The sequence below is a fragment of the Aeromonas piscicola genome, from assembly GCF_000820005.1.
Lineage (GTDB): Bacteria > Pseudomonadota > Gammaproteobacteria > Enterobacterales > Aeromonadaceae > Aeromonas > Aeromonas piscicola.
In genome coordinates, this window is the sequence record NZ_CDBL01000052.1 from 71660 (window position 1) to 96741 (window position 25082).

Here is a 25082-nt window from a genome sequence, read left to right on the forward strand (position 1 = left end):
CGGTTTGGCTGCCAGAATTTAAAACTAGAAAGGCAAGGTAACTTATGTCGGTAGAACTGCTGGTGAACGTCACCCCCTCCGAAACCCGGGTCGCCTTGGTCGAAAACGGTCTGCTGCAGGAAGTGCACGTAGAGCGTCAGGCCAAGCGCGGCATAGTGGGCAACATCTACAAAGGCAAGATCAGCCGGGTGCTGCCCGGCATGCAGGCGGCTTTCGTCGATATCGGCATGGACAAGGCGGCCTTCCTGCACGCTTCCGACATAGTGCCGCACACCGAGTGTGTGGCGGTGAAGGAGAAGGAGCAGTTCCAGGCCGGCAACATAGCCGAGCTGGTACGCCAGGGGCAGGACATCATGGTGCAGGTGGTGAAAGATCCGCTGGGCACCAAGGGCGCCCGTCTCACCACCGACATCACCTTGCCATCCCGCTATCTGGTGTTCATGCCGGGCAGTGCGCATGTGGGGGTTTCCCAGCGCATCGAGTCCGAAGCGGAGCGGGAGCGTCTCAAGCGTACCGTGGCCAGCTATGTGGATGATCTCGGTGGCTATATCATTCGCACCGCCGCCGAAGGGGTGGGGGAGCAGGAGCTGGAGCAGGACGCCGCCTTCCTCAAGCGGCTGTGGCGCAAGATCCTGGAGCGCAAGCAGAAGTACCCGCCCTGCAAGATCCTCTATGAAGATCCCAGCCTGGCCTTCCGGGTGGTGCGCGATTTCGTCGGCGCCGAGCTCGACAAGATCCGGGTCGACTCGCGCCAGAGCTTCGATCAGCTCAAGCGCTTCACCGAGGAGTACGTGCCCGAACTGGCCGGCAAGCTGGAATACTACTCCGGCGAGTCTCCCATCTTCGATCTCTACGACGTGGAGAACGAGATCCAGCGCGCGCTGGATCGCAAGGTAGAGCTGAAATCCGGCGGTTACCTCATCATCGACCAGACCGAAGCCATGACCACGGTGGACATCAACACGGGTGCCTTCGTCGGCCATCGTAATCTGGAAGAGACCATCTTCAATACCAACGTCGAGGCGACGGCGGCCATCGCCCGCCACCTGCGCCTGCGCAACCTCGGCGGCATCATCATCATCGATTTCATCGACATGCAGTCTGAGGATCATCGCCGACGGGTGCTGCACAGCCTAGAGCAGGCGCTCTCCAAGGACAGGGCCAAGACCAATGTCAACGGCTTCTCCCAGCTCGGCCTGGTGGAGATGACCCGCAAGCGCACCCGCGAGAGCCTGGAGCACGTGCTCTGCTCCGAGTGCCCCGAGTGCAAGGGGCGCGGTCGGGTCAAGACGGTGGAGTCGGTCTGCTTCGAGATCCTGCGGGAGATCATCCGGGTCAATCGCGCCTACGATGCGGATCAGTTCACCGTCTACGCCGCACCGGCCGTGGCCGACTACCTGCGGGGTGAAGAGTCCCACAGCCTCGCCGAGCTGGAGGTGTTCATCGGCAAGCAGGTCCGGGTGGTGAGTGAACCGCTCTGCGGCCAGGAACAATTCGATGTGGTGATGATGTAATTGGTCTATCGCTGGCTGAGTCGGGGCTGGTTAGCCCTCGGGGTCTTTTTCGTGCTGCTGGCAATCCTGGTCAGTCTGGTGCGCTTTGGCGGCCCCTTGCTCAACCAGCACAGGCAGGCACTGCTCGACACCCTGCTGGCCGACAGCAAGCTGGAAGCCAGCGTCGATCGCATCGGCCTGGACTGGACCCAGCGCGGCCCGGCTCTCGAGCTGCAACAGCTGGTGATAGCGCCGGATTCCGGCCGTTTTGCCCTGCGCCTTGGCAAGGTATGGGCGCACCTCGACTTCTGGCGCTCCCTCAATGAACTCAGGCCTGTGTTTGGCCAGCTCATACTGAGCGATGGCGACATAGCCCTGGATCTGGCCCAACCGGCCGACCCCGAGCCCAGTGACGGCCGTGATCAGCAGCAGGCATTGCTGCGCTTCCTGCTGACCCAGCTCTCCACCTTCGACATTCACGACACCCGCCTCAGCCTGACCACGGCGCTGGGGGAGGTGCGGGCCCTCGACATCGCCCAGCTGCGCTGGCAGAACCGCGGCAAGCGCCATCAGGGGGTCGGCAAGGCCTATCTCATCAACGGAGTGGGCGAGAGCACCATAGATCTCATCCTGGATGTGGATGCCCCCGAGGTGCGGCTCGATCGGCTCAAGGGTCAGCTCTATCTGGGGGCCAGCCAGCTCGACATCAGCCCCATGCTGGCACGGATCCACGCCGGCGAGCCACGGGTGGCCGGCCAGCTCGATTTCCAGCTCTGGGGCACGTTTGCCAGCGGTCAGCTGGGGGAGTCCCTGCTGGCGTTTGGCAACAACTACCTGATCTGGAAGGATGAGAAACAGGGTGCCATGCACCGTCTCGGCCTGCAGGGGGGCAAGATCCAGCTGCGCCGGGATGGCGAAGAGTGGCAACTCGCCAGCCATGACGTGACCTTCAAGCTCGACGGCAAGCCCTGGTTGCAGAGCCGGTTGCAGCTCGAGCGGATTGGCTCCCGCATCCAGGGTTATGTACCCGCCATCGATCTGGATCAGGTCGCCAATCTGAGCCAGCTGGTCTCCGGCCTCTACCCAGAGTTGACCGAAACCCTCAAGCGCACCCAGCCCAAGGGCCAGCTGCAGGATCTTGTCCTGCAGGCCGACGCCGACTGGCGCGGGCTCTCTCTCAGCGGCCAGCTTTCCCACATCAAGGTCACCGCCTGGCAGGACGTGCCCGGCGTGCAGGATCTCAACGGCGAGTTCTGGTTGACCCCGACCGGCGGCAGCGCCCGGCTGGCGCTGCACAAGGACAAGCTGGATCCGGCTCGCCACTTCAAGGAGCCGATCCCGGTTGACAGCTTCTCGGCACGGCTCGACTGGTGGCAGGATCCCAGGGGCTGGGTGCTCTATGGTCAGGACGTGGCGCTGGACAACCCGGATCTGACCCTCGCCAGCCGTTTCAGGATGGATCTGTACGAACACACCTTCCTCGCCCTGACCGGTCGCATCGACGTCAAGAATGCGGGCAATGCGGATCGCTACTACCCCTTGCAGGTGATGGACAAGAGCCTGGTGGACTACCTGAGCGGCGCCATCAAGGGCGGTCAGGCCAAGGGCGCGGATCTGCTCTGGTACGGCGAGTTCAAGGATTTCCCCTACGGCAAGGGCGAGGGCATCTTCCAGGTGGCAGTGCCGCTGGAGCAGGCCACCTTCCAGTTCTTCCCCGGTTGGCAACCGCTCACCGAGCTGCAGATCGATCTCTTGTTCCAGAACGCCAGCCTCGACATGAACAGCCGTTCCACCCACCTTGGCAAGGCCAGCTCAGACTCGGTCCATGCCTGGATCCCGGATCTCTACCCAGGCGCCCACCTCTATGTGGATGCCAAGGTGGCGGGCGAGGGCAAGGCCATCAGCGACTACCTGCAGGACTCTCCGCTGGGGGATTCCGTCGGTCAGGCACTGCGGGAGGTAGAGATCCGGGGCCCGCTCAAGGGCTCGGTCAAGCTGGATATCCCCCTCGATGGCGAGAGCGAGGTCAAGGCGAGCGGCGACGCCCTGTTCAGCAACAACAAGGTGCGGGTCGCCAGCCTGGATCTGCCGCTGGAGCAGGTGCAGGGGCGGCTCGAATATGACAACGAGCAGACCCGTTTCAGCAACCTCAAGGCCAGCCTGTGGAACCAGCCGCTGACCCTGGATTATCAGGGCCGGCAGCAGCCGAACCGCTATCAGGTCGACCTCAAGTTCAAGGGCTTGTGGGACAGCAATCGCCAGCGCCGCGATCTGCCCGTGCTCGACATCCTCAAGGGGCGTGGCAACTGGGCCGGTACCCTGGGGCTGACCCTGCCCAACGACAAGCCGTTCAGCTTCCAGCTGGCGCTGGACTCCAACCTGCAGGGCATGGGGCTGGATCTGCCCTCGCCGCTGGCCAAGACCGCCAACAGCCGTTTGCCACTCAAGGTGACCGCCCGTGGCCGCGACGGCAGCGCAGACATTCGCGCCGTGCTGGGGGCGGATGTGGATATGCAGAGCCGGCTGGTCTATGGCGATGGGGTGCCTTACCTCAGCCGGGTGCGGGTGGACGTGGGCCAGCCCGGGGCCCGGGTGCTGCGTGACAAGCCCATGCTGCTGGCCATCAACCAGCAGCAGGCGGATGTGGCCGGCTGGCTGGCTCGACTCAAGCAGTGGTTGCCGGCGAGCACGGCGCCGGGCGGCAATGCCGTGGTCGGCCCCGCCTTCCTGCCCCAGGAGTGGTGGGTGGATGGCCAGCTGGCCCGCGCCGACATCGGCAGCGCCAACCTCAAGGCGGTGCACTTCACTGTGGGGCCGGTCCAGCAGGCGACCGAGGTAATGATCGACAGCCCGGACGTGATGGGGGTGGTGCGCCTGCCGGTGACCGAGCGTCAGCCCATAGACGCGAAATTTGCCCGCATCTATTGGTCCGGCAAGAGTTCGGATCTGAGCCCCGAGCCCGATGCCAGACAGGACAGGGCAATCATGGACGCCATTCCCTGGCTCACCTTCAGCTGCGTGGATTGCCGCTTCGGCGCCCTGCCGCTGGGGGAGGTGAAGGGAGAGCTAGTGCCCGGCGCCAACAAGCTGACCCTCAAGGGGTTGGAGATGCGGCTGGCGGGCAGCCAGCTGACCGGCACTGTGGACTGGCTGGCCCAGCCCGGCCGGATGCAGACCCATGCCCGTGCCAGCATCAGTAGCAACAACAGCGAGCTGCTGCTCAAGCGGCTCGGCTATACCTCGCCCATCGGCGATGCGCCCGGCAAGATGGCGCTGGACCTGAATTGGAACGATGTGCCCTATCGGCTGGATGTGCCGACCCTGGCCGGCAGCGCCAACTATCAGCTGGAGGGGGGCACGCTGCGCGAGGTCAATGACAAGGGCGCGCGCCTGCTCTCTCTGCTCAGTCTCGATTCCCTGCTGCGCAAGCTGCGGCTCGATTTCCGCGATGTGTTCGACAAGGGCTTCTATTTCGAATCCATGTCCGCCTCCGCCAAGATCAAGCAAGGGGTGGTGGACAATCAGGATTTCTACATGAAGGGAGCTGCGGGCAACCTGCGCGGCGAAGGCATCGCCGACCTGGTACGCTGGCGACTCGACTACGAGCTGAGCTTCTCCCCCAACCTGGGCGGTACCCTGCCGGTGGTGGCGGCCTTCTCCCTGACCCCGATCACCGGCCTCTATGTGCTGGCCCTCTCCAAGCTGCTGGAGCCAGTAGTGGACGTGGTGACCCGCATCGATTTTCGGGTATCGGGTCCGCTGGATGCTCCCAAGCTGATCGAGGCGGGGCGGGACCGGGCCCGCATCAAGCTCAACCAGCAGCAGAAGGACGCGGTCGATTCGGTGGCGCCCAATCTGCCGGCGCAGGAAGTCACCCCCTTCCTGCTGACCCCCAAACACGCGGGGCCCGCCCAGCGCTGAGGCTGGTGGCGGGTCTTGCCATCACAAGGAGTGAGCCATGATCCGACATATTCTGCTGATTACCTTCAAGGGTGAGGCCAGCCCCGATGATATCGCGGCCGTTAGAGCGGCATTTCTCGCCATCCCGCACCAGGTCAGCGGCGTGCTGGCCGTGGAGTGGGGCCAAAATGACAGTCCGGAGGGGCGTGCCGAAGGCTTTACCCACAGCGTGCTGATGACCTTCGCTAACGAGGTGGCCCGCCAGCGCTATCTGCCCCATCCAGCTCACGATGCCCTCAAGGCGCTCTTTCGTCCCGTGCTGGAACGCATCATAGTGCTGGATTACACGCTGCATGCGGGGGATCAGGTGATGGCCGAGAGGTCGTTATGATGGTTGATGAGCGAAGGTCTGCCATCCCGCCACTGCAACGTGCGCTGCTGGACTCGGTTATTGAACATGGCGCAGCCCATCCCGCCATTGAGGCTGGTGTGGTCGTCGGGTCGCTCGCCAAGGGTAAGGCAGACCGGGTATCTGATGTCGATCTCTTGCTGCTGGCCGAGCCGGGCTTCCATAAGCAGGGAGACGCGCTGGTGCGCACTATCGTGGGGGACCGGCCCATCTTTCACTGCTGGCAAGGACGTCATGAAGATAGCAGTTCTTACTGGCGGTTCATCTTCCTCGACATGTCCAGTATCGAGATCCACATCCTTGATCGGGGGGCTGAGTTTCCCCTTGCCAAACCTTACTTGCCACTGTTCGATAAGACCTCCTCTCTTCATGCGCTGGAGGTAGCTGGCCCGGCGCCCAGCCATTGGGACTTTCCCGCCTATATGGCGGAAGGGGATGGTCTGGTATGGGAGTTGTTCGATTGCCTCAAATGGGCGGAGCGGGGTCACCGGAGATTGGTCAGGCATCATCTTCGCAAGCTGTTGGCCGAGATGGATAAAGACCCGAATGTTGTGGATCGCGATTAACGCGGACAAGGAGAGAGTCATGTGGTTAGCCGCAATACAGCTGGTGTCCGGCCGTCGCTGGCAGGATAACCGGGCACAGATCGACGCCGAGCTGGCGGCGCTGCCAAAAGAGCGTCCGCTGCTGGTGCTGCTACCGGAGAACTTCGCCCTGTTTGGCGAGCGGCAGGGCTATCTGGACGGTGCCGAGGCCATCGGTGTGGGGCCGATCCAGGCCCAGCTGGCCGAGTGGGCCCGTCACTACGGTATCTGGCTGGTGGCCGGTGCTATGCCGACAAGAATGCCTACCACCATCGCCGGTTCTGAGCATATCCACACCAGCTCGCTGGTGTTCGACCCGAGTGGGAAGCTCAAGGGACACTACCACAAGATCCACCTGTTCGATGTGGACGTGGCCGACAACCAGGGCCGCTACCGGGAGTCGGAAACTTTCAGCCCAGGGCGCGAGCTTGTACTGGTGGACTCCCCCTTTGGTCCCCTCGGCCTCTCTATCTGTTATGATCTGCGCTTTCCCGAGCTTTACCGCCAGCTGACCCGGGCCGGAGCACGCGTGCTGCTGGTGCCTGCCGCCTTTACCTCCGTGACCGGCGAGGCGCACTGGGAACCGCTGCTGCGGGCCCGCGCCATCGAGAATCAGTGCTATGTGGTGGCCGCCAATCAGGGCGGTACCCACGAGACAGGGCGTCAGACCTGGGGCCACAGCATGGTGATCGACCCCTGGGGCCGGGTGCTGGCCTGCCAGCCAACGGGCCGCGCCACAGTGCTGGCACAGATGGATGCCGGGCTTGTCGATGAATTGAAGCGCACTATGCCGGTGCTGAGCCACGCCCGTCTGCTTTGACGGTATGGTGGCGAATTGAAACGCAGCCGCTGACCGGTACTAAGCCGGGGCCGGCTGTTGTCGGGTCGATTGGGCAAGCCTGATTGGCCGTGATGCAGACCCTATGCAATTGGATTCGCAGCCATTCGATGATGCCGCCATGCGGCCAACCGACCCTGCGAGTCGACAAACGGTTAAAACATCTCGTTACGAGAGTGGAGAAGAAGATTGAGTCTATTGAGCCAGGTTAGTGCCTCCCTGTTGGCCCCGCACGATCTCGACGAAGGGCGCCTGCAGCAGCTGCTCGGCAGCCTGATGAGCCATCAGGTGGAGTTCGGCGACCTCTATTTCCAGCGCAGCTGGCACGAGTCCTGGATGCTGGAAGACGGCATCGTCAAGGATGGCAGCTACAACATCGACCAGGGCGTAGGGGTTCGCGCCGTCAGTGGCGAGAAGACCGGCTTTGCCTACTCGGATGAACTGAGCCTGCTGGCGCTGCAACAATCGGTTACAGCTGCCCGCGGCATTGCCGCTGCCGGTGCGCAGGGCACGGTGAAGGCCTGGGCTCGTACCGAGGCCAACCTGCTCTATCCGGCCATGGATCCCCTGCAGACCCTCGACAAGCACCAGAAGATCGCCCTGCTGGAGCAGATGGACAAGTTTGCCCGCAGCCTGGATCCCGCCATCAATCAGGTGATGGCCTCCATCAGCGGCGTCTATGAAGAGATACTGGTGGCTGCCACCGATGGCACGCTCGCCGCCGATGTGCGCCCGCTGGTACGTTTGTCGGTGACCGTCATCGCCGAGAAGGGGGATCGCCGCGAGCGCGGCAGTGCCGGCGGCGGTGGTCGCTGTGGCTATGATTACTTCCTGGAGCTGGACGGGCTGGAGAGCCGGGCCTTTGGCTATGTGCGCGAAGCTGTGCGTCAGGCGCTGGTCAACATGGAGGCCATCGATGCACCAGCCGGCACCATGCCGGTGGTGCTTGGCGCCGGCTGGCCCGGCGTGCTGCTGCACGAAGCCGTGGGTCATGGTCTGGAGGGGGATTTCAACCGCAAGGGCTCGTCCGCCTTTGCCGGTCGCATCGGCGAGCAGGTCGCCTCCAAACACTGCACCATAGTCGATGATGGCACCCTGCCGGGTCGGCGCGGCTCCGTCAGCATAGATGACGAGGGGACGCCGGGCGGCTACAACGTCTTGATCGAAAACGGGATCCTGAAAGGCTATCTGCAGGACAAGCAGAACGCCCGCCTGATGGGGGTGCCGCTCACCGGCAACGGTCGCCGCGAATCCTACGCCGCCCTGCCGATGCCGCGCATGACCAACACCTACATGCTGGCGGGTCAGTACGATCCAGCGGAGATCATCGCCTCGGTGAAGAAGGGCATCTATGCCCCCAACTTCGGCGGCGGCCAGGTGGATATCACCTCCGGCAAATTCGTCTTCTCCGCTTCCGAGGCCTACCTCATCGAGGATGGCAAGATAACGACCCCCATCAAGGGTGCGACCCTGATCGGCAATGGTCCCGAGGCCATGAGCCAGGTTTCCATGGTGGGGCGTGATCTTGCGCTCGATCGTGGGGTCGGCGTCTGCGGCAAGGAGGGGCAGAGCATTCCAGTCGGGGTCGGCCAGCCCACCCTCAAGCTGGACCAGCTCACAGTGGGCGGCACCTCCTAGGTTGGCGCGTCACCCGACGCGGTATCTGCAACATCAAACCCCGGCTCCTGCCGGGGTTTTGTCATTCAGGCAGACGGCAACCAACAAAAAGCCCCGGCACATGGCCGGGGCTGGTAGATAGGGTGACTGGGTCAGTTGACCGATATGGCTCTGGCGTCTATGTAGAAGCGAGCATTGCCTTGTGGATCGACCCTGATCTGGGCAACCAGCCGATCGCTCTGCTTGTACTCCCACCGTGTTTTTATCCTGGCCAGGGCGGGGCTGGCTGCACCGACCACATTCAGATATTCATGAAACAGGCTGTAGCTTCCAATCTCGGTCAGCATCTTTTCCATTTGCACATCTCCTGCAGTGAGTGGGTGTCTTCACCCACAAACCTATCAAGCACACTCTGAATCGAGTCTGTACGAAAATCACACTAACTCATCTGTGTATCAGCAACATGATCAGGCGCAAGATCAGTGACGATTATCGGCGGTTATGACACCGTTTTCAGTCAGGGCTGGCGGGCATTTTCCAATTGTTCGAGTGCACCGGACACATGTGGCAATGCCGGTGCCGTTTGTGCCGCAGGGGCGCCGTGGAACACGGGATCCTGCGCCACTTCCTTGATGCCGTTGATGCAGAACTGCATGCCCATGCACACCAGCAGGAAGCCCATGATCCGGGTCATGGCGTCTATGCCGGTGGCGCCGAGGATCTTGCAGACAGGATCCGCCAGCTTGAGCACGCCCCAGCTGAGTGCGCTCATCAGGGCGAAGGCGGTCACCATGGCGGCATAGATGGTGAAGCGGTTGTACTCGTCGGGCAGCTCGGCGATCTGGGCGGCGCCGCTGATCACCAGCGCCATGGTACCCGGCCCGCACATGCTGGGCATGGTCAGCGGTACGAAGGCGATGCTCTGGTTGATATCGACTCCGGCCGCCTGGCTCGGGGCCGGGAACAGCATGCGAAAGCCGATGAAGGCGATGATGAGCCCCCCAGCCAGGCGCAGGCCGGGAATGGAGATCCCGAACAGATCCAGAATGGAGGAGCCGATGAAGAAGCTGACACAGAGGGTGCAGAACAGATAGATGGCTGCCAGATTGATCTGGCGGCGCACGTGCTCACGGGACATGCCCTTGCTCAGCCCCAGCAGCAGGGTGGCCGTGGTGGGCGGATTGACCATGGGCAGCAGGGCAAGCAAGGCGAGAAATACGACCTGAAAGAACATCTTGAGCCTCGGATAACAGAAATGGAAGGGGATAGTCCCGGGCCGGTCAGTCACCAGGCCCAGGAGGGAGGCTATCTTATGTCGGCCAAGCTGAACATACGCCGTATCAAAAAGCCCCTAAGGTCCGCGGGGCTCCCGGGTTGTTCAGGCGGCTTGTGGCGCCGTCTGTCGCTGGTTGCGCTGTTGCAGCCAGAGCAGCAGGCCGATGGCAAAGCCCAGTGCCGACAGGCTCACCACATAGTGGGAGGGGGCCAGCATGTCGTTCTTCATCCACAGGGTCACCAGCATGGGGGTGAGGCCGCCGAAGATGGCGTAGGCGACGTTGTAAGAGAAGGACAACCCGGAGAAGCGCACTACCGCCGGGAAGGCGTTGACCATGACGTAGGGCACGGCGCCGACGATCCCGACCGCGAAGCCCGCCAGCATGTATAGCGGTACCAGCTGCTCTGTGCCCGCTGCCAGGCCGTGGTAGAAGGCGTAGCTGGCGCCTGCCAGCAACAGGGATCCCAGCATGAAGGTGGGACCACTGCCGAGGGCATCGATCAGCCGGCCATAGACGATGCAGCCCAGGGTCAGGGCCAGGATGGCCAGGGAGTTGGCGGTCAGGGCATCGGCGGGGCTGATGCCATGCACTTTCTGCAGGTAGGTGGGGGTCATCAGGATCACCACGACTATGCCGGCGGAGAGCAACCAGGTCAGCAGCATGGAGATCACCACGCTGCCCTTGTGGTCGCGCAGTACAGTCTTGAGCGGCAGCTCTTCCGCCAGCGCCTTGTTGGCCTGCATCTCGGCGAAGACAGGGGTCTCGTGCAGCCAGCGGCGCAGGTACATGGCGACTATGCCGAAGATGCCACCGAGCAGGAAGGGCACCCGCCAGCCCCAGTCGCTCACCTCGGCCGGGGTCAGACTCTTGTTGACCGCGGTGGCGATGAGGGAACCCAGCAGTATGCCGGCCGTCAGCCCGGCGGTCAGGGTGCCGCAGGCGAGCCCGACCCGACGGGTGGGGACGTGCTCCGCCACGAACACCCAGGCACCCGGCACTTCACCCCCGATGGCGGCTCCCTGCAGGATGCGCAGACCCAGCAGGGCCAGCGGTGCGCCTATGCCCAGCACGGCGTAGGTGGGCAGCAGGCCTATCATCAGGGTAGGCAGTGCCATCAGCAATATGCTCAGGGTAAACATCCGCTTGCGACCGATGAGATCGCCGAAGTGGGCCATGATGATGCCGCCAAGGGGGCGCGCCAGATAGCCGGCGGCGAAGATGCCGAAGGTCTGGAACTGGCGCAGCCACTCGGGAATGTCGGCCGGGAAGAACAGCTCGCCGATCACCACAGCGAAGAAGACGAAGATGATAAAGTCGTAGAATTCGAGGGCGCCGCCGAGGGCGGCCAGGCTCAGGGTCTTGTAATCCTGTCGGTTGAGGGGACGGCTGTGGTCGTAAGCTTGCGTGACTGTCGTCATATCCTTATGTTTCCCATCGTTTTTTTAGTTATTGTTCCCCATCCTTTCAGGGGACACGCTCATTACCGAGGGTATGCTGTTGCATCCCGGTATGTAAATCGCACAATTCGCAACACTGTCTTGCAGCTTTTTGGTGCAGCGAAGCGGGGGAACCTGGTTCATATCCAAGGGCCTGCTTCCGGGGCGAATGACAACGACTATGCCCGGGTACTCAACTAGTTTTCGGGCACAAGACAGCTGGAGAAATCATGAAGAAAACCAAGGTGTTGCTCTCCTGGAGCAGCGGCAAGGACAGCGCTTGGGCGCTGCACACATTGCGGCAGGATCCGGCCATCGAGGTAGTGGGTCTGTTTACCACTCTCAATCAGACCTTCGAGCGGGTGGCCATGCACGGGGTGCGCAAGCAGCTGCTGATGCAGCAGGCCGAGTGCGTTGGCTTGCCGCTGACCACCATAGACCTGCCCTGGCCCTGCACCAATGAGGATTATGCCCGCATCATGACCGACTTCATCGCGGGCGTAGTGGCAGAGGGGATCCACCACATGGCGTTTGGCGATCTGTTTCTCGAAGATGTGCGCGCCTATCGGGAGAAACAGCTGGTGGGAACGGGCATTGAGCCGCTGTTTCCACTGTGGGGCAGCGACACGGCCGAGCTGGCGCAGCAGATGATGGCGGCCGGCCTGAAGGCCAGGATCAGCTCCCTGGATCCGAAAAAACTGGATGCCAGTCTGGGCGGCCACGAGTTTAATTCCACCTTGCTGGCTGCCCTGCCCGCCGGTGTGGATCCCTGCGGCGAGAATGGCGAGTTTCATACCCTGGCCTGGGATGGCCCCATGTTCCTGCGGCCGCTGGCCATACGGGTCGGGGAGACTGTGGTGCGGGACGGCTTCGTCTTCACCGACCTGTTGCCTGCCGATCTCCCCATCCTCTAGTCGGCGCTTGTCTCCTGCTCGCCCTTGTCGTCGTTGTAGCGCAGGGCTATGTCGTGAAACTGCGGGTGGATGCGGGCGAAGGTATCCGTGATGTCGGGGTCGAAGTGGCTGCTGCGTCCCGCCAATATGATGGGAACCACCTCATCGTGGGACATGGCGGCCTTGTAGCAGCGCTTGCTGATCAAGGCATCGTACACATCCGCCAGCGCCATCAGCCGGGCCGAGAGGGGGATCTCGTCCCCCATCAGGCCATAGGGATAGCCGGTGCCATCCCACTTCTCGTGGTGGTAACAGGCGATCTCCTTGGCCAGGCGCAGAAACTCGACTTCTACCCCCAGCGCCTCCTCGGCATGGACTATGGCCTCCTTGCCGAGGATGGAGTGATGCTTCATCTGGGCAAATTCGTCTGCATCCAGCTTGCCGGGTTTTAGCAGTATCCGGTCCGGCACGCCGACCTTGCCGATGTCGTGCAGGGGCGCCGATTTGAACAGCAGTTCTATGGTCTTGGGGGTCAGCTCGGCGCGAAAGCGGGGGTGATCGCACAGGGTCTCCGCCAGCAGCCTCACGTAGTGCTGGGTGCGCAGAATGTGGTTGCCGGTTTCGTTGTCGCGGGTCTCGGCCAGAGAGGCGAGGGAGTGGATGGTGATGTTCTGGATCAGCTCGTTCTCCCGGGTTCGACGCTCCACCTCCTGCTCCAGATAGGCGTTCTGGTCGTGCAGCAGATCCCGCGCGGCTTTCAGTTCCAGGTGGTTTCTGACACGGGCCAGCACGATGGCGGGGGTGATCGGCTTGTGGATATAGTCCACCGCGCCCAGCGCCAGACCGTGCGCCTCCGCGCTCTCCTCCACCTTGGCGGTCAGGAAGATCACCGGAATGTCCCGCATCTGCGGCATCTCCTGCAGCGCCTGCATCACCTGATAACCGTCCATCTGGGGCATCACCACATCGAGCAAAATCAGATCCACCCGGGTGCCTGCCGACAGTATCTCCAGCGCCCGCTGGCCGCTGATTGCCACCTTGACCCTGTAGTGAGGACTCAGCAAGGCACTGAGCAGGGAGAGATTCTCCGGCGTGTCATCAACCACCAGCAGGGTGCGTTTGGTGTCGGGATCCAGCAAGTTGAGCATGATGGTGCCCTTACTCTTGGTTGAACAGATCGGGCTTGAGGGCCCGGACTTGTTGCAGATGTGCCAATGCATCGGTGAAGCGGAACCGGGTCATGGCGTTGGCTATGGCCGGCGCGGCCTCCTCCAGCAAGGGGGTGAGCCTGCCCTGATGGTGCTGGAACAGGGTGAATGCCTCGGCATCATCCTCCAGCAGCAATTGGGTCAGCCGTGTCAGTACGGACGCTATGTCCGGTTGCGCCAGCTCAGGTCGATCCGGGCGGACCTGGGCTGGCAGCAAGACGAGCAACCCATCGGTCAGTTGCTGCTGCATCTGCAACCCCTGCTCGGCCAGGGGCAACAGGCTGCTGACATCGTCTCCCCGGGCGACTGCACCCTCCAGCTGTGCCGCAATGTCCCGCAGCGGGTCGGCGCCCAGGGTGGCGGCTATGCCTTTGAGGGTGTGGGCCTGGCGGTGCGCTTCTTCTCGGTCGTTTTTCAGCAGGGCGGCAATCAGATGCTGCATGGGTTGAACGCCCTGCTGGGCGAAGCGGCGCAGCAGATCCCGATACCACTCCCAGTTGTGCATCAGGCGTTGCAGGGCGGTGTCGGCCTTGAGCCCAAGCGCCTGCAGCAGCGCCAGCAAGGGCTCCTCGTGCTGTGTCGCCGAGGCCTTGACCCGCCCCCCGGTTTCACGGCTGAAGGAGGTTGCCCAGTGTTGCAGGGCAGCATAAAGCTTGGCGGGATCTATGGGTTTGGCGATGTGATCATCCATGCCAGCCTCCAGGCAGCGTTCCCGATCGCCAGCCATGACGTTGGCCGTCATCGCCAGGATCGGGATGTGATGCCCATCATGCTCCTGCAGGCGAAGTAGCCGGGTGGCGGCCAGCCCGTCCATCACCGGCATCTGCATGTCCATCAGGATCAGGTCGTAGCGCGCTTGCTCCGCCATCTTCAGGGCGATGGCGCCATTGGCGGCTATGTTGACCTCGGCCCCGACCGCTCGCAGCAGCTCCCGTGCTACCTGCTGGTTCAGCTCGTTATCTTCCGCCAGCAGGATCCTGAGCCCGTCGAAGCGGTAGCTGTGGGCCGGTTGTTGTGGCTTGAAGGCGACCGTCGTGGCTTGCTGGCCAAACAGACCTATGACGGTATCAAACAGCACTGAGGCGCACACCGGCTTGACCAGTACCCGGTCAAATCCGGCGGCCTCCGCCTCGCGAAATACCTCCTCCCGTCCGTAACCCGTCACCATGACCCGGTAAGGGCGCTGGGTGAAGCCACGGGCGATGAGGCGGCGACCCGTCTCTATGCCATCCTGCCCCGGCATGTGCCAATCCAGCAGCACTACCTCATAGGCTCTCCCCTCCTGCTCGGCGCTGGCGATCATCTGCAGTGCTTGCTGGCCAGACTCTGCGGTGTCCACCACGAAGCTCATGCTGCTCAGCAGGGCGGCCAGTATGGTGCGGGCGCTGGCGCTGTCGTCGGCCACCAGCATGCGGCGGCCGCGCAAATCCAGGCTGGGCAGGTAGCGGGATCTGTACCTGCCCCGGCCAAGCCGGGCGGTAAACCAGAAGGTGCTGCCCTGGCCCGGTTCACTCTGCACCCCCACATCGCCCCCCATCAGTTCCGCCAGCTTGCGGGAGATGGCGAGGCCGAGGCCGGTGCCGCCGTACTTGCGGGTGGTGGAGCTGTCCGCCTGCTGGAAGGACTGGAACAGCCGCTGCTGCTGTTCCTGGCTCATGCCGATCCCCGTGTCCTGCACAGAGCAGTGCAGCAGCACCTCCTGCGGCAGCTTCTCCAGGCAGCTGACTTTGACCAGGATCTCGCCCTGCTCGGTGAACTTGACCGCGTTGTTGGCATAGTTGATCAGGATCTGGCCGAGGCGCAGCGGATCGCCATAGAGCAGGGTGTCGAGCTGGTGGTCGACCTCGAACAGCAACTCTATGCCCTTGGCTTCGGCCTTCTCGCCCACCAGGGTCGCCAGGTTTTCCAGCACATGGTCGAGATCGAATTCGATCCGCTCCAGATCCAGCTTGCCGGCCTCGATCTTGGAGAAGTCGAGGATGTCGTTGATGATGCCGAGCAGGTGCTGGGCGGAGCGCTGGATCTTGCCCACGTAGTCGAACTGCTGCGGGTCGAGCCGGGTTTGCAGGGCGAGGTGGGCCATGCCGAGGATGGCGTTCATGGGGGTGCGGATCTCGTGGCTCATGTTGGCGAGAAAGTCGCTCTTGGCCCGGGTCGCGCTCTCTGCCAGTTCATAGGCTTGTTCCAGCTCCTGATTCTTGGTCTGCATCACGGCGAATAGCTCTTCCCGGGTCGGCTCGGCGAATTGCTGTTGCATCTGTTGCAGCATGCTGTCATCCGGCCAGCGGGGCAGGTGGCAGACCAGGGCGATGGCACTGTCCGAGTGAGATACCAGCCGTATGGTGCCATGGGTGGCACCGGGTGAACCGGGTTGCAGCGGTTCATCGGCGGCCAGAGAGAGCCAGAGCTCCTGCGTCTTGCTCTCCAGCCACAACTGCAGTTGCAGCCAGCCGGTCGTCGCCGCCAGCTGGCGCACCAGCTCCGAGGTGGCCCCCGCCAGCGGCGCCACGAAGGTGGGGCTCTTGTCGATGCAGGTGAGTACCTGGATCACCTTGCGTCTGGCGGTGAGGGCCGCCGCCGGGCCGGAGAGCCGGATGTCGCCTATCAGCTGTTGCATCTAGCCTTCCTCATCCGTTTTTACCCGCAACACTATGCAGCTCGCATCGTCCGTACTGCGGCCGCTGTGGGCTATGACCTGGCGAGCCAGGATAGCGGGAGCCGCCCCCAGATCCAGCGCGCCGTCGCGCAGGTTGAGTGATTCGCTGATGCCATCCGAGTAGAGCATCACCACATCCCCCGGCACTATGGGTTGACGCTGCAGCAAGGGGGTGGGGAAACGCTCCCCCAGCACGCCGTCGCGTGAGATGCCGCGCCAGGGCTCGTGGCCACGCAGGCAGATGCGGGTATTGCCGATGCCGGCATAGCTCAGCTCGCCGCGTTCGCCATTGATCAGCGCCACGCCGGCGGCGGCTCCCCGGGTGCCGATGCAGTGCTGATGGAGCAGTTGCAGCAGACGGGCGGGCTCCTGCTCCTGGCTGTTGTGCAGTGCCTCCTCCAGGGTCTGCACCAGCTTGTTGGCCGAGGCGCCGTGACCGCTCACATCGATCAGCACCAACGAGACCCCGTCGGGGCCGGGGCGAATAAACGCCAAGTCGCCCGAGACCCGCTCCGGATAGCAGGGCCGGTTCTCGCTGGCCCACACCAGAGTCAGCGCGCGGGTGTTCGACACCGTAGGGGGCAGAGTGACGCGCGTCATCAAGGGCGCCGGCCCGAGCCACTTGCGGGCCTGTACCTGGGTGCCCCCTTCGGGCGATGTGCTGATGGTGACTTCGGACATCATGCGCCGCACGCCGGGCAGCCCCAGCCCAAGTGTGCCCGAGGTGCTGTAGTGATCCTGCATGGCCTGGTGCACATCCGGGATGCCGGGCCCCTTGTCACGGGCGATGATGTCGATGCAGGGGCGTCCCTTGGGGTGATGGAGAGCCAGGGTGATCTCCCCCTGCTTGGCGTATTTCAGGATATTGCTGCCAAGTTCGGAGACCACGGTGGAGAGCATGGTGCGGTCTACCTCGGACAGGCTGGCGATGAAGGGGAGGCGACGCACCGCCATCACCGTCAGGTGCAGGTCGATGTCGTGGCGCAACGGATACCTGGCTTCCTGCGCTGTCTGTTCCAGTTGCATGGGATTCACTCCTCGGCCTTGAGGCGATGGACATGGGCGAAGGCATCGTCCATGTCGATGAAGCAGCGCAGCTGTCCCGGCTGCGCCTCGGCCAGCGCCAGAAAGGCGGCGATCCCGGCATTGAGCCCAACCAGCAGGCAGATGGCGCCGAGCAGGCGGCACACGTCGGCCAGCTTGCACACCTGTCTGAATTCGTGGTGATCGAGCAGCATGACGCCGGAGAAGTCGAGCAGCACGGCGCGTTGACGGCCCTGTACCAGCCGCTGGGAGAGGGTCTGCATCAGCAGTTGCATGCCGTCGTCACCGAGATCGGGACGCATGCTGACCACGATGCAGTCAGCCACGTCGGCTATGCCCAGATCGTTGTTGAGCTGCATGGTCATGCTCGTCTCCTAAAGGGTGGAGCCGACCCGCTTGAGGGCAATTTCGAAGGCATCCCTCAGAGTCGCCGTGGTGCGGATATCGCCGACCGAGACCCCCAGCTCAACCATGGTGCGGGCGATGGCGGGAGAGACCCCTGAAATGATGGCCTCGCACCCCATGAACTGGGTCGCCTTGGTGATCTTGATCAGCTGGTTGGCGACCCCGGTATCCACGGTGGCAACGCCGGCTATGTCCAGCACGAAGACCCGGGCCCGGGTTTCGGCAATCTTGGTGAGCGACTTGTTCATCACGTCGGCGGTGCGCATGGAGTCGATGATTCCCACCAGTGGCAACAGCAGGATGCCGTCCCAGATGGGGGTGACCGGTGTCGACATCTCCTGCAACGACTTGTGCAGCTCCTCGCGTACCCTGGCGGCCTCTTCCGCCTCCTCCATGGCTCGCTTGAGCTGACGGTGCTGCTCCACCTGGGCCGTGATGTTGGTGGCAAACTTGACGATCTTGCTGGGCTTGCCGTTCAGATCCAGCACCGGATTGTAGGAGCCCTGGATCCAGACCTCCTCGCCCTGCTTGCCGAGCCGGCAGAACTCGCCAGCCAGGTACTCGCCGCGGCGCAATGTCTCCCAGAAGGCGCGATAATCGGGCGACTGGGCGTAATCCGGGTCGACCAGCAACCTGTGGTGCTGGCCTTTCAGCTCCTCCAGCTGGTAGCCCACTATGTCGAGAAAACGCGTGTTGGCATCCAGAATGGTGCCATCCAGCGAGAACTCCACCTTGCCCATGACCCGGCTCAGGGCATTGATCTGGCCCTCGAAGTTTGCGTTGAGCTGCTTTTGTTCGGTCAGATCCATGGTGTATTCGATGATCCGGGTCAGCTTGCCCTGTGCATCCTGCATCGGGCTGCAGGTGCCCAGGGTCCACACATCGCGCCCCTGCTTGTCCCGCCGGTGAAACTCCCCCTCCTGTGGCTGGCCGTTGCGCAGGGCCTCCCAGAAGGTGGTATAGGATGGGGATTGCGCCTCGTCCCGTGAGAGCAGCACTTCGTGGTGCTGGCCCTTGAGTTCGTCCAGCGAATAGCCCATGAGGGTGAGAAAGCGCGGGTTGGCGTCCAGAATCTGTCCGTCGGGGGAGAGTTCGAGCCGCGCCAGCACCTTGTCGATGGCGTCCATCTGGGCCTGATGAGGGGATGATGCTGAGCCAGTCTTGGTGGAGTGAGCAGAGGTGTGTGCGTCCATGGCATCTCCAGTGAGAGAATGTCGTTGATGTTGATATCAATAAAGGATGTTAAGCAGTTATAGCTCACTCGGGCTCTTTAGGCCGGAATTAAGGGTCAAGAGGGGCTGGTGGCGGGCAGATGCGACGATCGCTCGGGTGAGGCTAAATTTACGCGGCGCCTGGCGTTCATCCCGCGTGGAAAACGCCGGTTGGAGCGAGTCACCTGGTTCCGTTTTGTGGCCTGTTTCACGGTTTCGGTCGACCGCATGGGGCAGGATTGGCACCCGGTTTCGTTCACGCCACGAGTCATACCATGCCCGCTTTCCCCCGTCTTGCCCTGCTAGCCTCCCTGCTCGCCGCGACCCTCAGCCTGCCCGCCATGGCCGATCAGGCCGTGACCAGCCCGACCGGTGTCACGACTGTGACTCTGGCCCGGCAGGCGCCCATTCACTGGGTGTCAGTGACGCAGATTGCCACCAGTCTGGATGGCTTGCCGCCGATGGCGGTGGGCTTCGACATCGACGATACCCTGCTCTTCTCCAGCCCGGGCTTCTATCGCGGCAAGCAGGAGTTCTCGCCCAGCGACGAGAGCTACCTCAAGAATCCCGCCTTCTGGGAGAAAATGAACAACGGCTGGGATGCGTTCAGTGTGCCGAAAGAGGTGGGCAAGGCGCTGATCGCCCTGCACCTCAAGCGCGGCGATCACATCTATTTCGTCACGGGTCGCTCGGCGACCAGGACCGAGACGGTGAGCCGGACGCTGCAGCAGACTATGGGGATCCCGGCCGATCGGCTCAATCCGGTGATCTTCGCCGGCGATCAACCGGGTCAGAACACCAAGGTGCAGTGGCTCAAGGATAAACAGATGAAGATCTTCTACGGCGATGCGGACGGGGATATCAAGGCGGCGCAGGCCGTGGGTGTGCGCGGCATACGCCTGCTGCGGGCAGCCAACTCCACCTACCGGCCACTGCCGCTGGCGGGCGCTTTGGGCGAAGAGGTGATAGTCGACTCCCAGTTCTGATCGCCGTCTGGCGGTTGGCAAAAGGGCCGGCTTCTGTCAGGAGCCGGCCCTTTTTCCGGGCGTCTAGCGGGCGGCGAAGGTATTGCAGCTGGCGGGTTTGCCGCTGTCAAAGCCGCGCTTGAACCAGGTGTAACGCTGGGCCGAGCTGCCGTGGGTGAAGCTGTCCGGGATCGCCCGGCCCTGGCTCTGCTGTTGCAGGCGATCGTCACCTATGGCCTGGGCGGCGTTGAGTGCCTCTTCCAGATCGCCATGCTCCAGCACCTGTTCCCGCTCCATGTAGTGACCCCAGACACCGGCGAAACAGTCGGCCTGCAGCTCCAGCTTGACCGACAGCTTGTTCTGCTCAGCCCGGCTCAGTCCCTGCTGTTGCTGGCGCATTTTGTGCTCTATGCCGAGCAGGTTCTGCACGTGGTGACCCACCTCGTGCGCCACCACATAACCCTGGGCGAAGTCGCCGTCGGCTCCCAGCTTGTCGCGCATCTCCTGATAGAAGGAGAGGTCTATATAGACGGTGCGATCCGCCGGGCAGTAGAAGGGACCCATCACCGACTGGCCCTGACCGCAGCCGGTGCGGGTTGCGCCGCGATAGAGCACCAGTTTGGGGGCCTGATAGGGGTTGCCGCTCTGCTGGAAGATCTCTGCCCAGGCATCTTCGGTGGAGGCCAGCATCACTGAGGTGAACTTGGCCAGAGGATCCTTGGCCGGTTGAGACACCTCCTGACGCTGAGTCTGGCTCTGGGGGGCCGATCCACTGAGCAGCGGGGAGAGATCCAAGCCGTAATAACCGGCCACCATGACCACCACCAGCAGGATCTGGCGCCCCTTGCCGCCGATGGGAAGCCCGCCACCGCCGCCCTGCTGGCGCCTATCTTCAACATTGTTGCTCTCACGGCGATTCTGCCAGCGCATAATCTTGCTCCCCTCATGTGCAATGGCAGTAATGATAATGGCTGGCGGGGCGGCTTGCCTAACGGGGCCAGGCCAGCGGCAGGGCCGCAATCGGCTGGCAAGCGCGTTTATTCGGCCCAGGGCATCTCGGGCAGGGAGTCCAGAAACTGGGCGTAACGCTCAAGGTTGAAGGGACCCTGTTCCGTCTCCATCGCCATCAGCTCGGCACCGAGGGCACAGGCGATGTATTGCAGGGCCTCTTCCCGTGGGGTGCCCTTCATCACCAGCCGCATCAGGGTCGCCTTGACCTGCAACGGGTGACCATCGATCAGCTGGTTGTCGACCATTTCCAGCAGGGTCTGTTCGTCAAAGAACTCGGTGGGTTCGCTCATGCTCAACTTCCTCGTCATGTCATAAAGGGTGCCAGTATAGCCATGATGGCATTAACACATTGAAATATTTCGATAAAAACATTTCTGCGAGGTCGCTTTTTGTTACCCATACTTACTGTGGGTTTGCTGTCGGCAAACGAAAACCATCATAAAATTGCATGGACGGATATCAAGATGCCCACCATAGACTCGCTGTTATCCAAGCCCCAGAATCTGCCCAATGTGCCCGAAGTCATGCGCGATCTGGTGCAGACCTTTAGTGAGAAGGAACCGGATATCCTGTTGATCGCCAAGAAGATCAACAAGGATCCCGTCATTTCGGCCAAGCTGCTGCGGCTGGCCAATTCCGCCAAGTTTGGCGGCAGTCGCCAAGTCGGCACCGTCAACGAGGCTGTCGTGCGACTCGGGGTCGATGTGGTGCGCAACATGGTGCTGGCCTGCGGCCTGACAGGTTCCATCAATGCAGTGCCCGGCATCGACCTCAAGCATTTCTGGGGCAAGGTGTTCGACGTGGCCGAGCTGGCAAGACGGCTCGCCAAGCTCAAGGGCATGAAGGGGGAGGAGGTGTTCACCTGCGCTCTGCTCTTCGACATGGGGCGGCTCATCATGCATGTGGGGTTGCCGGAGAACATGGTGAACCACATCAAGGATCTGGAGCCCAGCAAGGGGCGCGCCAAGGCCGAGGAGCTGGTGGTCGGCTTCAATTATGCTCAGACAGGGGCCGAGATGGCCAGGCGCTGGCAATTTCCCCTCAGCATCTGCCATGCGGTGGAGTATCACTACAACCCTTTGCTGGCCAAAGAGTTCTCTGACGAGGCTGCGCTTATCCACTTGGGCATAGTGCTGGCGGCGCAGTCGGATGTAGGGGAGGAGGCGCCACCCGAGTGGCCCACTCAAGTGGCCGAGCGACTTGGCCTGCCATGGCCGGATTGCGCCGCCGTGTTCATGGCCTTGCGCGAGCAGGGTAATGGCTATGCGGGTCTGCTGGCGGCCTGAGCCTGCTCATCCTGTTATCGGGGTCGCACTGCGGCCCTTTTTCATGGAGTTTGCCTTGCCAACGAGGCGGAGCAGGGGCAGTCTTGAGGGCCTGTTTTTGCTGAAAGAGTCCTTGCCATGATCCTCTCCGAGCGCCTGCAGCTGCGCGAACTGACCACAGCCGATGCCCCCTTCATTCTCGAATTGCTCAACGACAGCGACTTTCACCGTTATATCGGTGATCGCGGCATACGTACCCTGCTCGACGCCGAAAACTACATCCAGCAGGGGCCTGCAGTCAGCTATGGCCGCCATGGCCACGGCCTCTATCTGGTCGCGCGCAGGAGCGATGAGGCCAAGCTCGGCATCTGCGGCCTTATCAAGCGCGATACCTTGCCCTGCGAAGACATAGGCTACGCCTTCCTGCCCGCCTATCGGGGTCAGGGTTACGGCATAGAAGCGGCGCAGGCGGCGCTGCAGGATGGACGGGAAAGGCTGGGGATTGTGCGGGTCATCGCCATCGTCACGCCGGGCAATAAGCGATCGGTATCACTGCTGGCCAAGCTGGGGCTGGTGCGCAGTCGTCTGGTCAAGCTGAGCGAGGATGCTGATGAGTGTCTGCTGCTGGAGGCGGTCGGAACTCAAACCTGCCCGGTCTGAAGCCTGCAACGGCGAGGCTGACACTCTGTGATGGAAGGCGCTGCGAGTAGCGCTGGTGCAGGAGAATAAGTCCAAGAGGTGAAACAAAGAGGCCGCCGTGAGTTGCGGCCTGTCTGCATCGGGCGCTGCCGGTTGGCAGGCAGGATCAGTTGAGGTCTTCGATGGAGAACTCGCCAGCGATACCATCACAGGAGATGGCGAAACCGCCGCTGAAGCGGGTGCTGAACTGGATCAGGAACGCATCGGAATCCTGCTCTTGTGGAGGCAGGTTGATGGGTTTGCTGCGACGCAGGGGCTTGTGTGTATGTATGGCTTTCATCATGGTATTTCTCTATATAAATTAAGTGTTTGCTCCTTGTTTTTGCAAATTTCAGGTTAATGGGCGCGGTCAACCGCCAGGGTCGACAAGCGCGCAGGAATACCCAGCCCAAGTCACGGGCGTCTGCACTGTCAAGGAATATGCTGATGCATAAATCAAAGTGGGTGGGCAGAACGGGTCTGCGCCGTGAGAGCCGGGCAACGCAGGCAGACAGCCTGACGGTTCTCGAGGCGAGTAAATCAGAAGAAGGTTATGCGGATACTGACAGGATTCATCGTGAGGTGAAGCATTGCAGGGTAAACATAAACAGGGCTGATTAACTAGCCGGCGCGCATTCTCTCCTCGATATGAATAAAAAGCAAACAATTATTTGGTGATTTTGTCTCAAATCCGTTTTTTCCAGTATTGCCAGCCACAAAAAGGGCTCCCGTCGGGAGCCCTTTTGCATGGTGCCAACCGGGGTCAGCGGGTGACTCAGTAGTCGCCGCTGGCCTTCTTGGCGGCGGTGATCATAGGGGTGATGGTCATGCCCTGCACCACGATGGAAAACATCACCACCGAGTAGGTCATCACCAGGATCACTTCCCGCAGATCGACGCCGTGTTCCGGCAGCATCATGACGCCAGAGGGCAACGCCAGCGCCATGGCCATGGCCAGACCACCGCGCAGACCACCCCAGGTGAGGATCCGCACCGAGAACTTGTTGTAGCTGCGATAGCGGCGGAAGGCCATGTAGGGCAGTGACACGCTGATGAAGCGGGCGGCCAGACAGAGGGGAACCGCGATGACCAGCAGGATCCAGTCTTGCCAGGCGAGCTCCAGCAACACCAGCGCCAGACCGATCAGCAGGAACAGCAGGGCGTTGAGGAACTGGTCCATCAACTCCCAGAAGTGATCCAGGTGATGGCTGCTCTGCTCGGAGAAGCCCGAGTGGCGCGTCCAGTTGCCGATCATGATGCCGGTGACCACCATGGCCAGGGCGCCGGAGACGCCGACCATGTTGGCCAGCGCAAAGCCGGCGGTCGGGATGCACAGGGTCAGCAGCAGCTCGAGAGAACCGTCATCGGTGGCGCTGATCATCACGTGGGCGATGAGGCCCAGCACGGCGCCGAACAGTATGCCGCCGAGGGCTTCATGCAGGAACAGGCCGGCCACGCTGCCGAAGGTGGGTTCCACTCCGCCAAAGGCGACGGCAAACACGGTGGCGAAGATCACCAGACCGACACCGTCGTTGAACAGGGATTCCCCTTCGATCTGGATGGCGATCTGGGGTGGCGCCTTCATCTTCTTGACGATGGCCAGCACGGCTATGGGGTCGGTAGGGGAGATCAGGGCCCCGAACAACATGCAGTAGACCAGCGGCAGTTCCCAGCCCAGCAGTTTGGCGATGAACCAGAAGCCGTAGCCGATGATGAAGGTGGAGAGCAGGGTTGCCACTATGGAGAGAATGGTGATCTCCCACTTCTGGCTACGCAATGCCTTCAGATTGATGCCGAGACCACCGGCGAACAGCAGGAAGCCCAAGATCCCCTTCAGCAGGAAGTTCTGGAAGTCTATGCTCTCCATGGTTTTGACGGCCAGGGGTTCGAGATTGAACCAGCCCAGCTTACCGAACAGCACCAGCAGCGCGGAGATCAGCATGGATCCGGCTGTGATGGCGATGGTGGTCTGGATCTTCACAACATACTGATTGGCAAAGGCGATGAAGATCGCCAACGCTGCCAGGAAGCAGAGTGTGTAGTAGACGCTCATAGTTATTTTTCTCTTTTGTAAACAGCAAGCACGTATCCATATTGAGGACGGGCATAGGGTACTCTGGGGTTACATGTTACTCATTACCTATTTATGAGTATATGGGCTGCAGTTACGGACAGATAGACGGCTAGATTTC

22 protein-coding genes are annotated in these 25082 nt (G+C 62.2%); 10 read left to right on the forward strand and 12 right to left on the reverse strand.

What is annotated here, in order from left to right; all coding sequences use genetic code 11:
* The first annotated feature begins 44 nt into the window (after nt 1-44).
* The 6 genes from rng to tldD all read left to right on the forward strand — a co-directional run bounded on the left by rng (nt 45) and on the right by tldD (nt 8862).
* A complete protein-coding gene (gene rng / locus BN1128_RS10980; protein ID WP_042868629.1) occupies nt 45-1514 on the forward strand; it encodes a ribonuclease G in 1470 nt (489 codons plus the stop codon).
* A complete protein-coding gene (locus BN1128_RS10985) occupies nt 1515-5414 on the forward strand; it encodes a YhdP family protein (RefSeq protein WP_042868631.1) in 3900 nt (1299 codons plus the stop codon). It abuts the gene before it with no gap.
* 37 nt (nt 5415-5451) lie between these two features.
* Nucleotides 5452-5784 (forward strand): Dabb family protein, encoded by a 333-nt coding sequence (locus BN1128_RS10990; RefSeq protein ID WP_042868633.1) that lies wholly within the window; start codon nt 5452-5454, stop codon nt 5782-5784.
* Nucleotides 5784-6368, forward strand: a complete 585-nt coding sequence (locus BN1128_RS10995; RefSeq protein ID WP_042869340.1) for a nucleotidyltransferase domain-containing protein — start codon at nt 5784-5786, stop codon at nt 6366-6368. The genes BN1128_RS10990 and BN1128_RS10995 overlap by 1 nt, the downstream gene beginning before the upstream one ends.
* A 19-nt stretch (nt 6369-6387) precedes the next feature.
* Nucleotides 6388-7206 (forward strand): carbon-nitrogen hydrolase family protein, encoded by an 819-nt coding sequence (locus BN1128_RS11000; protein ID WP_042868635.1) that lies wholly within the window; start codon nt 6388-6390, stop codon nt 7204-7206.
* Nucleotides 7207-7413: 207 nt separating this feature from the next.
* The gene (gene tldD / locus BN1128_RS11005) at nt 7414-8862 is read left to right on the forward strand and encodes a metalloprotease TldD (protein ID WP_042868637.1); all 1449 of its coding nucleotides are present in this window, start codon (nt 7414-7416) and stop codon (nt 8860-8862) included.
* Between the two features lie 131 nt (nt 8863-8993).
* Here tldD and BN1128_RS11010 read toward each other — a convergent pair whose 3' ends face one another.
* The 3 genes from BN1128_RS11010 to BN1128_RS11020 form a co-directional block, all read right to left on the reverse strand.
* A complete protein-coding gene (locus BN1128_RS11010) occupies nt 8994-9197 on the reverse strand; it encodes a hypothetical protein (RefSeq protein WP_042868639.1) in 204 nt (67 codons plus the stop codon).
* 161 nt (nt 9198-9358) lie between these two features.
* Complete coding sequence (locus BN1128_RS11015; protein ID WP_042868641.1) at nt 9359-10075, reverse strand: MarC family NAAT transporter; 717 nt, start codon at nt 10073-10075, stop codon at nt 9359-9361.
* Nucleotides 10076-10219: 144 nt separating this feature from the next.
* Complete coding sequence (locus BN1128_RS11020; protein ID WP_042868643.1) at nt 10220-11536, reverse strand: MFS transporter; 1317 nt, start codon at nt 11534-11536, stop codon at nt 10220-10222.
* Between the two features lie 248 nt (nt 11537-11784).
* Between BN1128_RS11020 and BN1128_RS11025 the strand changes: the two genes are divergently transcribed.
* Entirely contained in the window at nt 11785-12468 is a 684-nt protein-coding gene (locus BN1128_RS11025; RefSeq protein ID WP_042868644.1) for a Dph6-related ATP pyrophosphatase, read from the forward strand.
* Here the strand turns inward: BN1128_RS11025 and BN1128_RS11030 are convergent.
* Genes BN1128_RS11030 through BN1128_RS11050 form a run of 5 tightly spaced genes read right to left on the reverse strand, consistent with a single transcriptional unit; the run spans nt 12465 to nt 18953 of the window.
* Entirely contained in the window at nt 12465-13667 is a 1203-nt protein-coding gene (locus BN1128_RS11030; protein WP_156140210.1) for an HD-GYP domain-containing protein, read from the reverse strand. The two genes, BN1128_RS11025 and BN1128_RS11030, sit on opposite strands and share 4 nt — an antisense overlap.
* The gene (locus BN1128_RS11035) at nt 13606-16272 is read right to left on the reverse strand and encodes a response regulator (protein ID WP_042868646.1); all 2667 of its coding nucleotides are present in this window, start codon (nt 16270-16272) and stop codon (nt 13606-13608) included. Before BN1128_RS11035 ends, BN1128_RS11030 begins: the two co-directional genes overlap by 62 nt.
* The gene (locus tag BN1128_RS11040; RefSeq protein ID WP_042868647.1) at nt 16273-17337 is read right to left on the reverse strand and encodes an ATP-binding SpoIIE family protein phosphatase; all 1065 of its coding nucleotides are present in this window, start codon (nt 17335-17337) and stop codon (nt 16273-16275) included.
* A 5-nt stretch (nt 17338-17342) separates the two neighbouring features.
* Nucleotides 17343-17714 carry an STAS domain-containing protein gene (locus tag BN1128_RS11045; protein WP_156140276.1) on the reverse strand — a complete coding sequence of 124 codons (372 nt, stop codon included), beginning with the start codon at nt 17712-17714 and terminating at the stop codon, nt 17343-17345.
* Between the two features lie 15 nt (nt 17715-17729).
* Nucleotides 17730-18953: a PAS domain-containing protein gene (locus tag BN1128_RS11050; protein WP_042868649.1), complete on the reverse strand. Its 1224-nt coding sequence runs from the start codon at nt 18951-18953 to the stop codon at nt 17730-17732.
* A gap of 293 nt (nt 18954-19246) precedes the next feature.
* On the opposite strand from BN1128_RS11050, the gene aphA reads away from it, so the two are divergent.
* Nucleotides 19247-19957 carry an acid phosphatase AphA gene (gene aphA / locus BN1128_RS11055; protein WP_042868650.1) on the forward strand — a complete coding sequence of 237 codons (711 nt, stop codon included), beginning with the start codon at nt 19247-19249 and terminating at the stop codon, nt 19955-19957.
* Nucleotides 19958-20020: 63 nt separating this feature from the next.
* On the opposite strand, the gene ypfJ is transcribed toward aphA, so the two are convergent.
* Nucleotides 20021-20866 (reverse strand): KPN_02809 family neutral zinc metallopeptidase, encoded by an 846-nt coding sequence (gene ypfJ, locus BN1128_RS11060; protein WP_042868651.1) that lies wholly within the window; start codon nt 20864-20866, stop codon nt 20021-20023.
* 107 nt (nt 20867-20973) lie between these two features.
* On the reverse strand, nt 20974-21237 hold the full coding sequence (locus BN1128_RS11065; RefSeq protein ID WP_042868653.1) for a hypothetical protein: 264 nt from the start codon (nt 21235-21237) through the stop codon (nt 20974-20976).
* A gap of 174 nt (nt 21238-21411) precedes the next feature.
* Here BN1128_RS11065 and BN1128_RS11070 point away from each other — a divergent pair, with 174 nt between their 5' ends.
* The gene (locus tag BN1128_RS11070; protein ID WP_042868655.1) at nt 21412-22233 is read left to right on the forward strand and encodes an HDOD domain-containing protein; all 822 of its coding nucleotides are present in this window, start codon (nt 21412-21414) and stop codon (nt 22231-22233) included.
* Nucleotides 22234-22350: 117 nt separating this feature from the next.
* A complete protein-coding gene (locus BN1128_RS11075) occupies nt 22351-22872 on the forward strand; it encodes a GNAT family N-acetyltransferase (RefSeq protein ID WP_042868657.1) in 522 nt (173 codons plus the stop codon).
* 145 nt (nt 22873-23017) lie between these two features.
* On the opposite strand, the gene BN1128_RS25370 is transcribed toward BN1128_RS11075, so the two are convergent.
* On the reverse strand, nt 23018-23194 hold the full coding sequence (locus BN1128_RS25370) for a hypothetical protein (protein ID WP_098980954.1): 177 nt from the start codon (nt 23192-23194) through the stop codon (nt 23018-23020).
* Nucleotides 23195-23665: 471 nt separating this feature from the next.
* Nucleotides 23666-24943: a cation:proton antiporter gene (locus BN1128_RS11080; RefSeq protein ID WP_042868659.1), complete on the reverse strand. Its 1278-nt coding sequence runs from the start codon at nt 24941-24943 to the stop codon at nt 23666-23668.
* Nucleotides 24944-25082 lie beyond the last annotated feature (139 nt).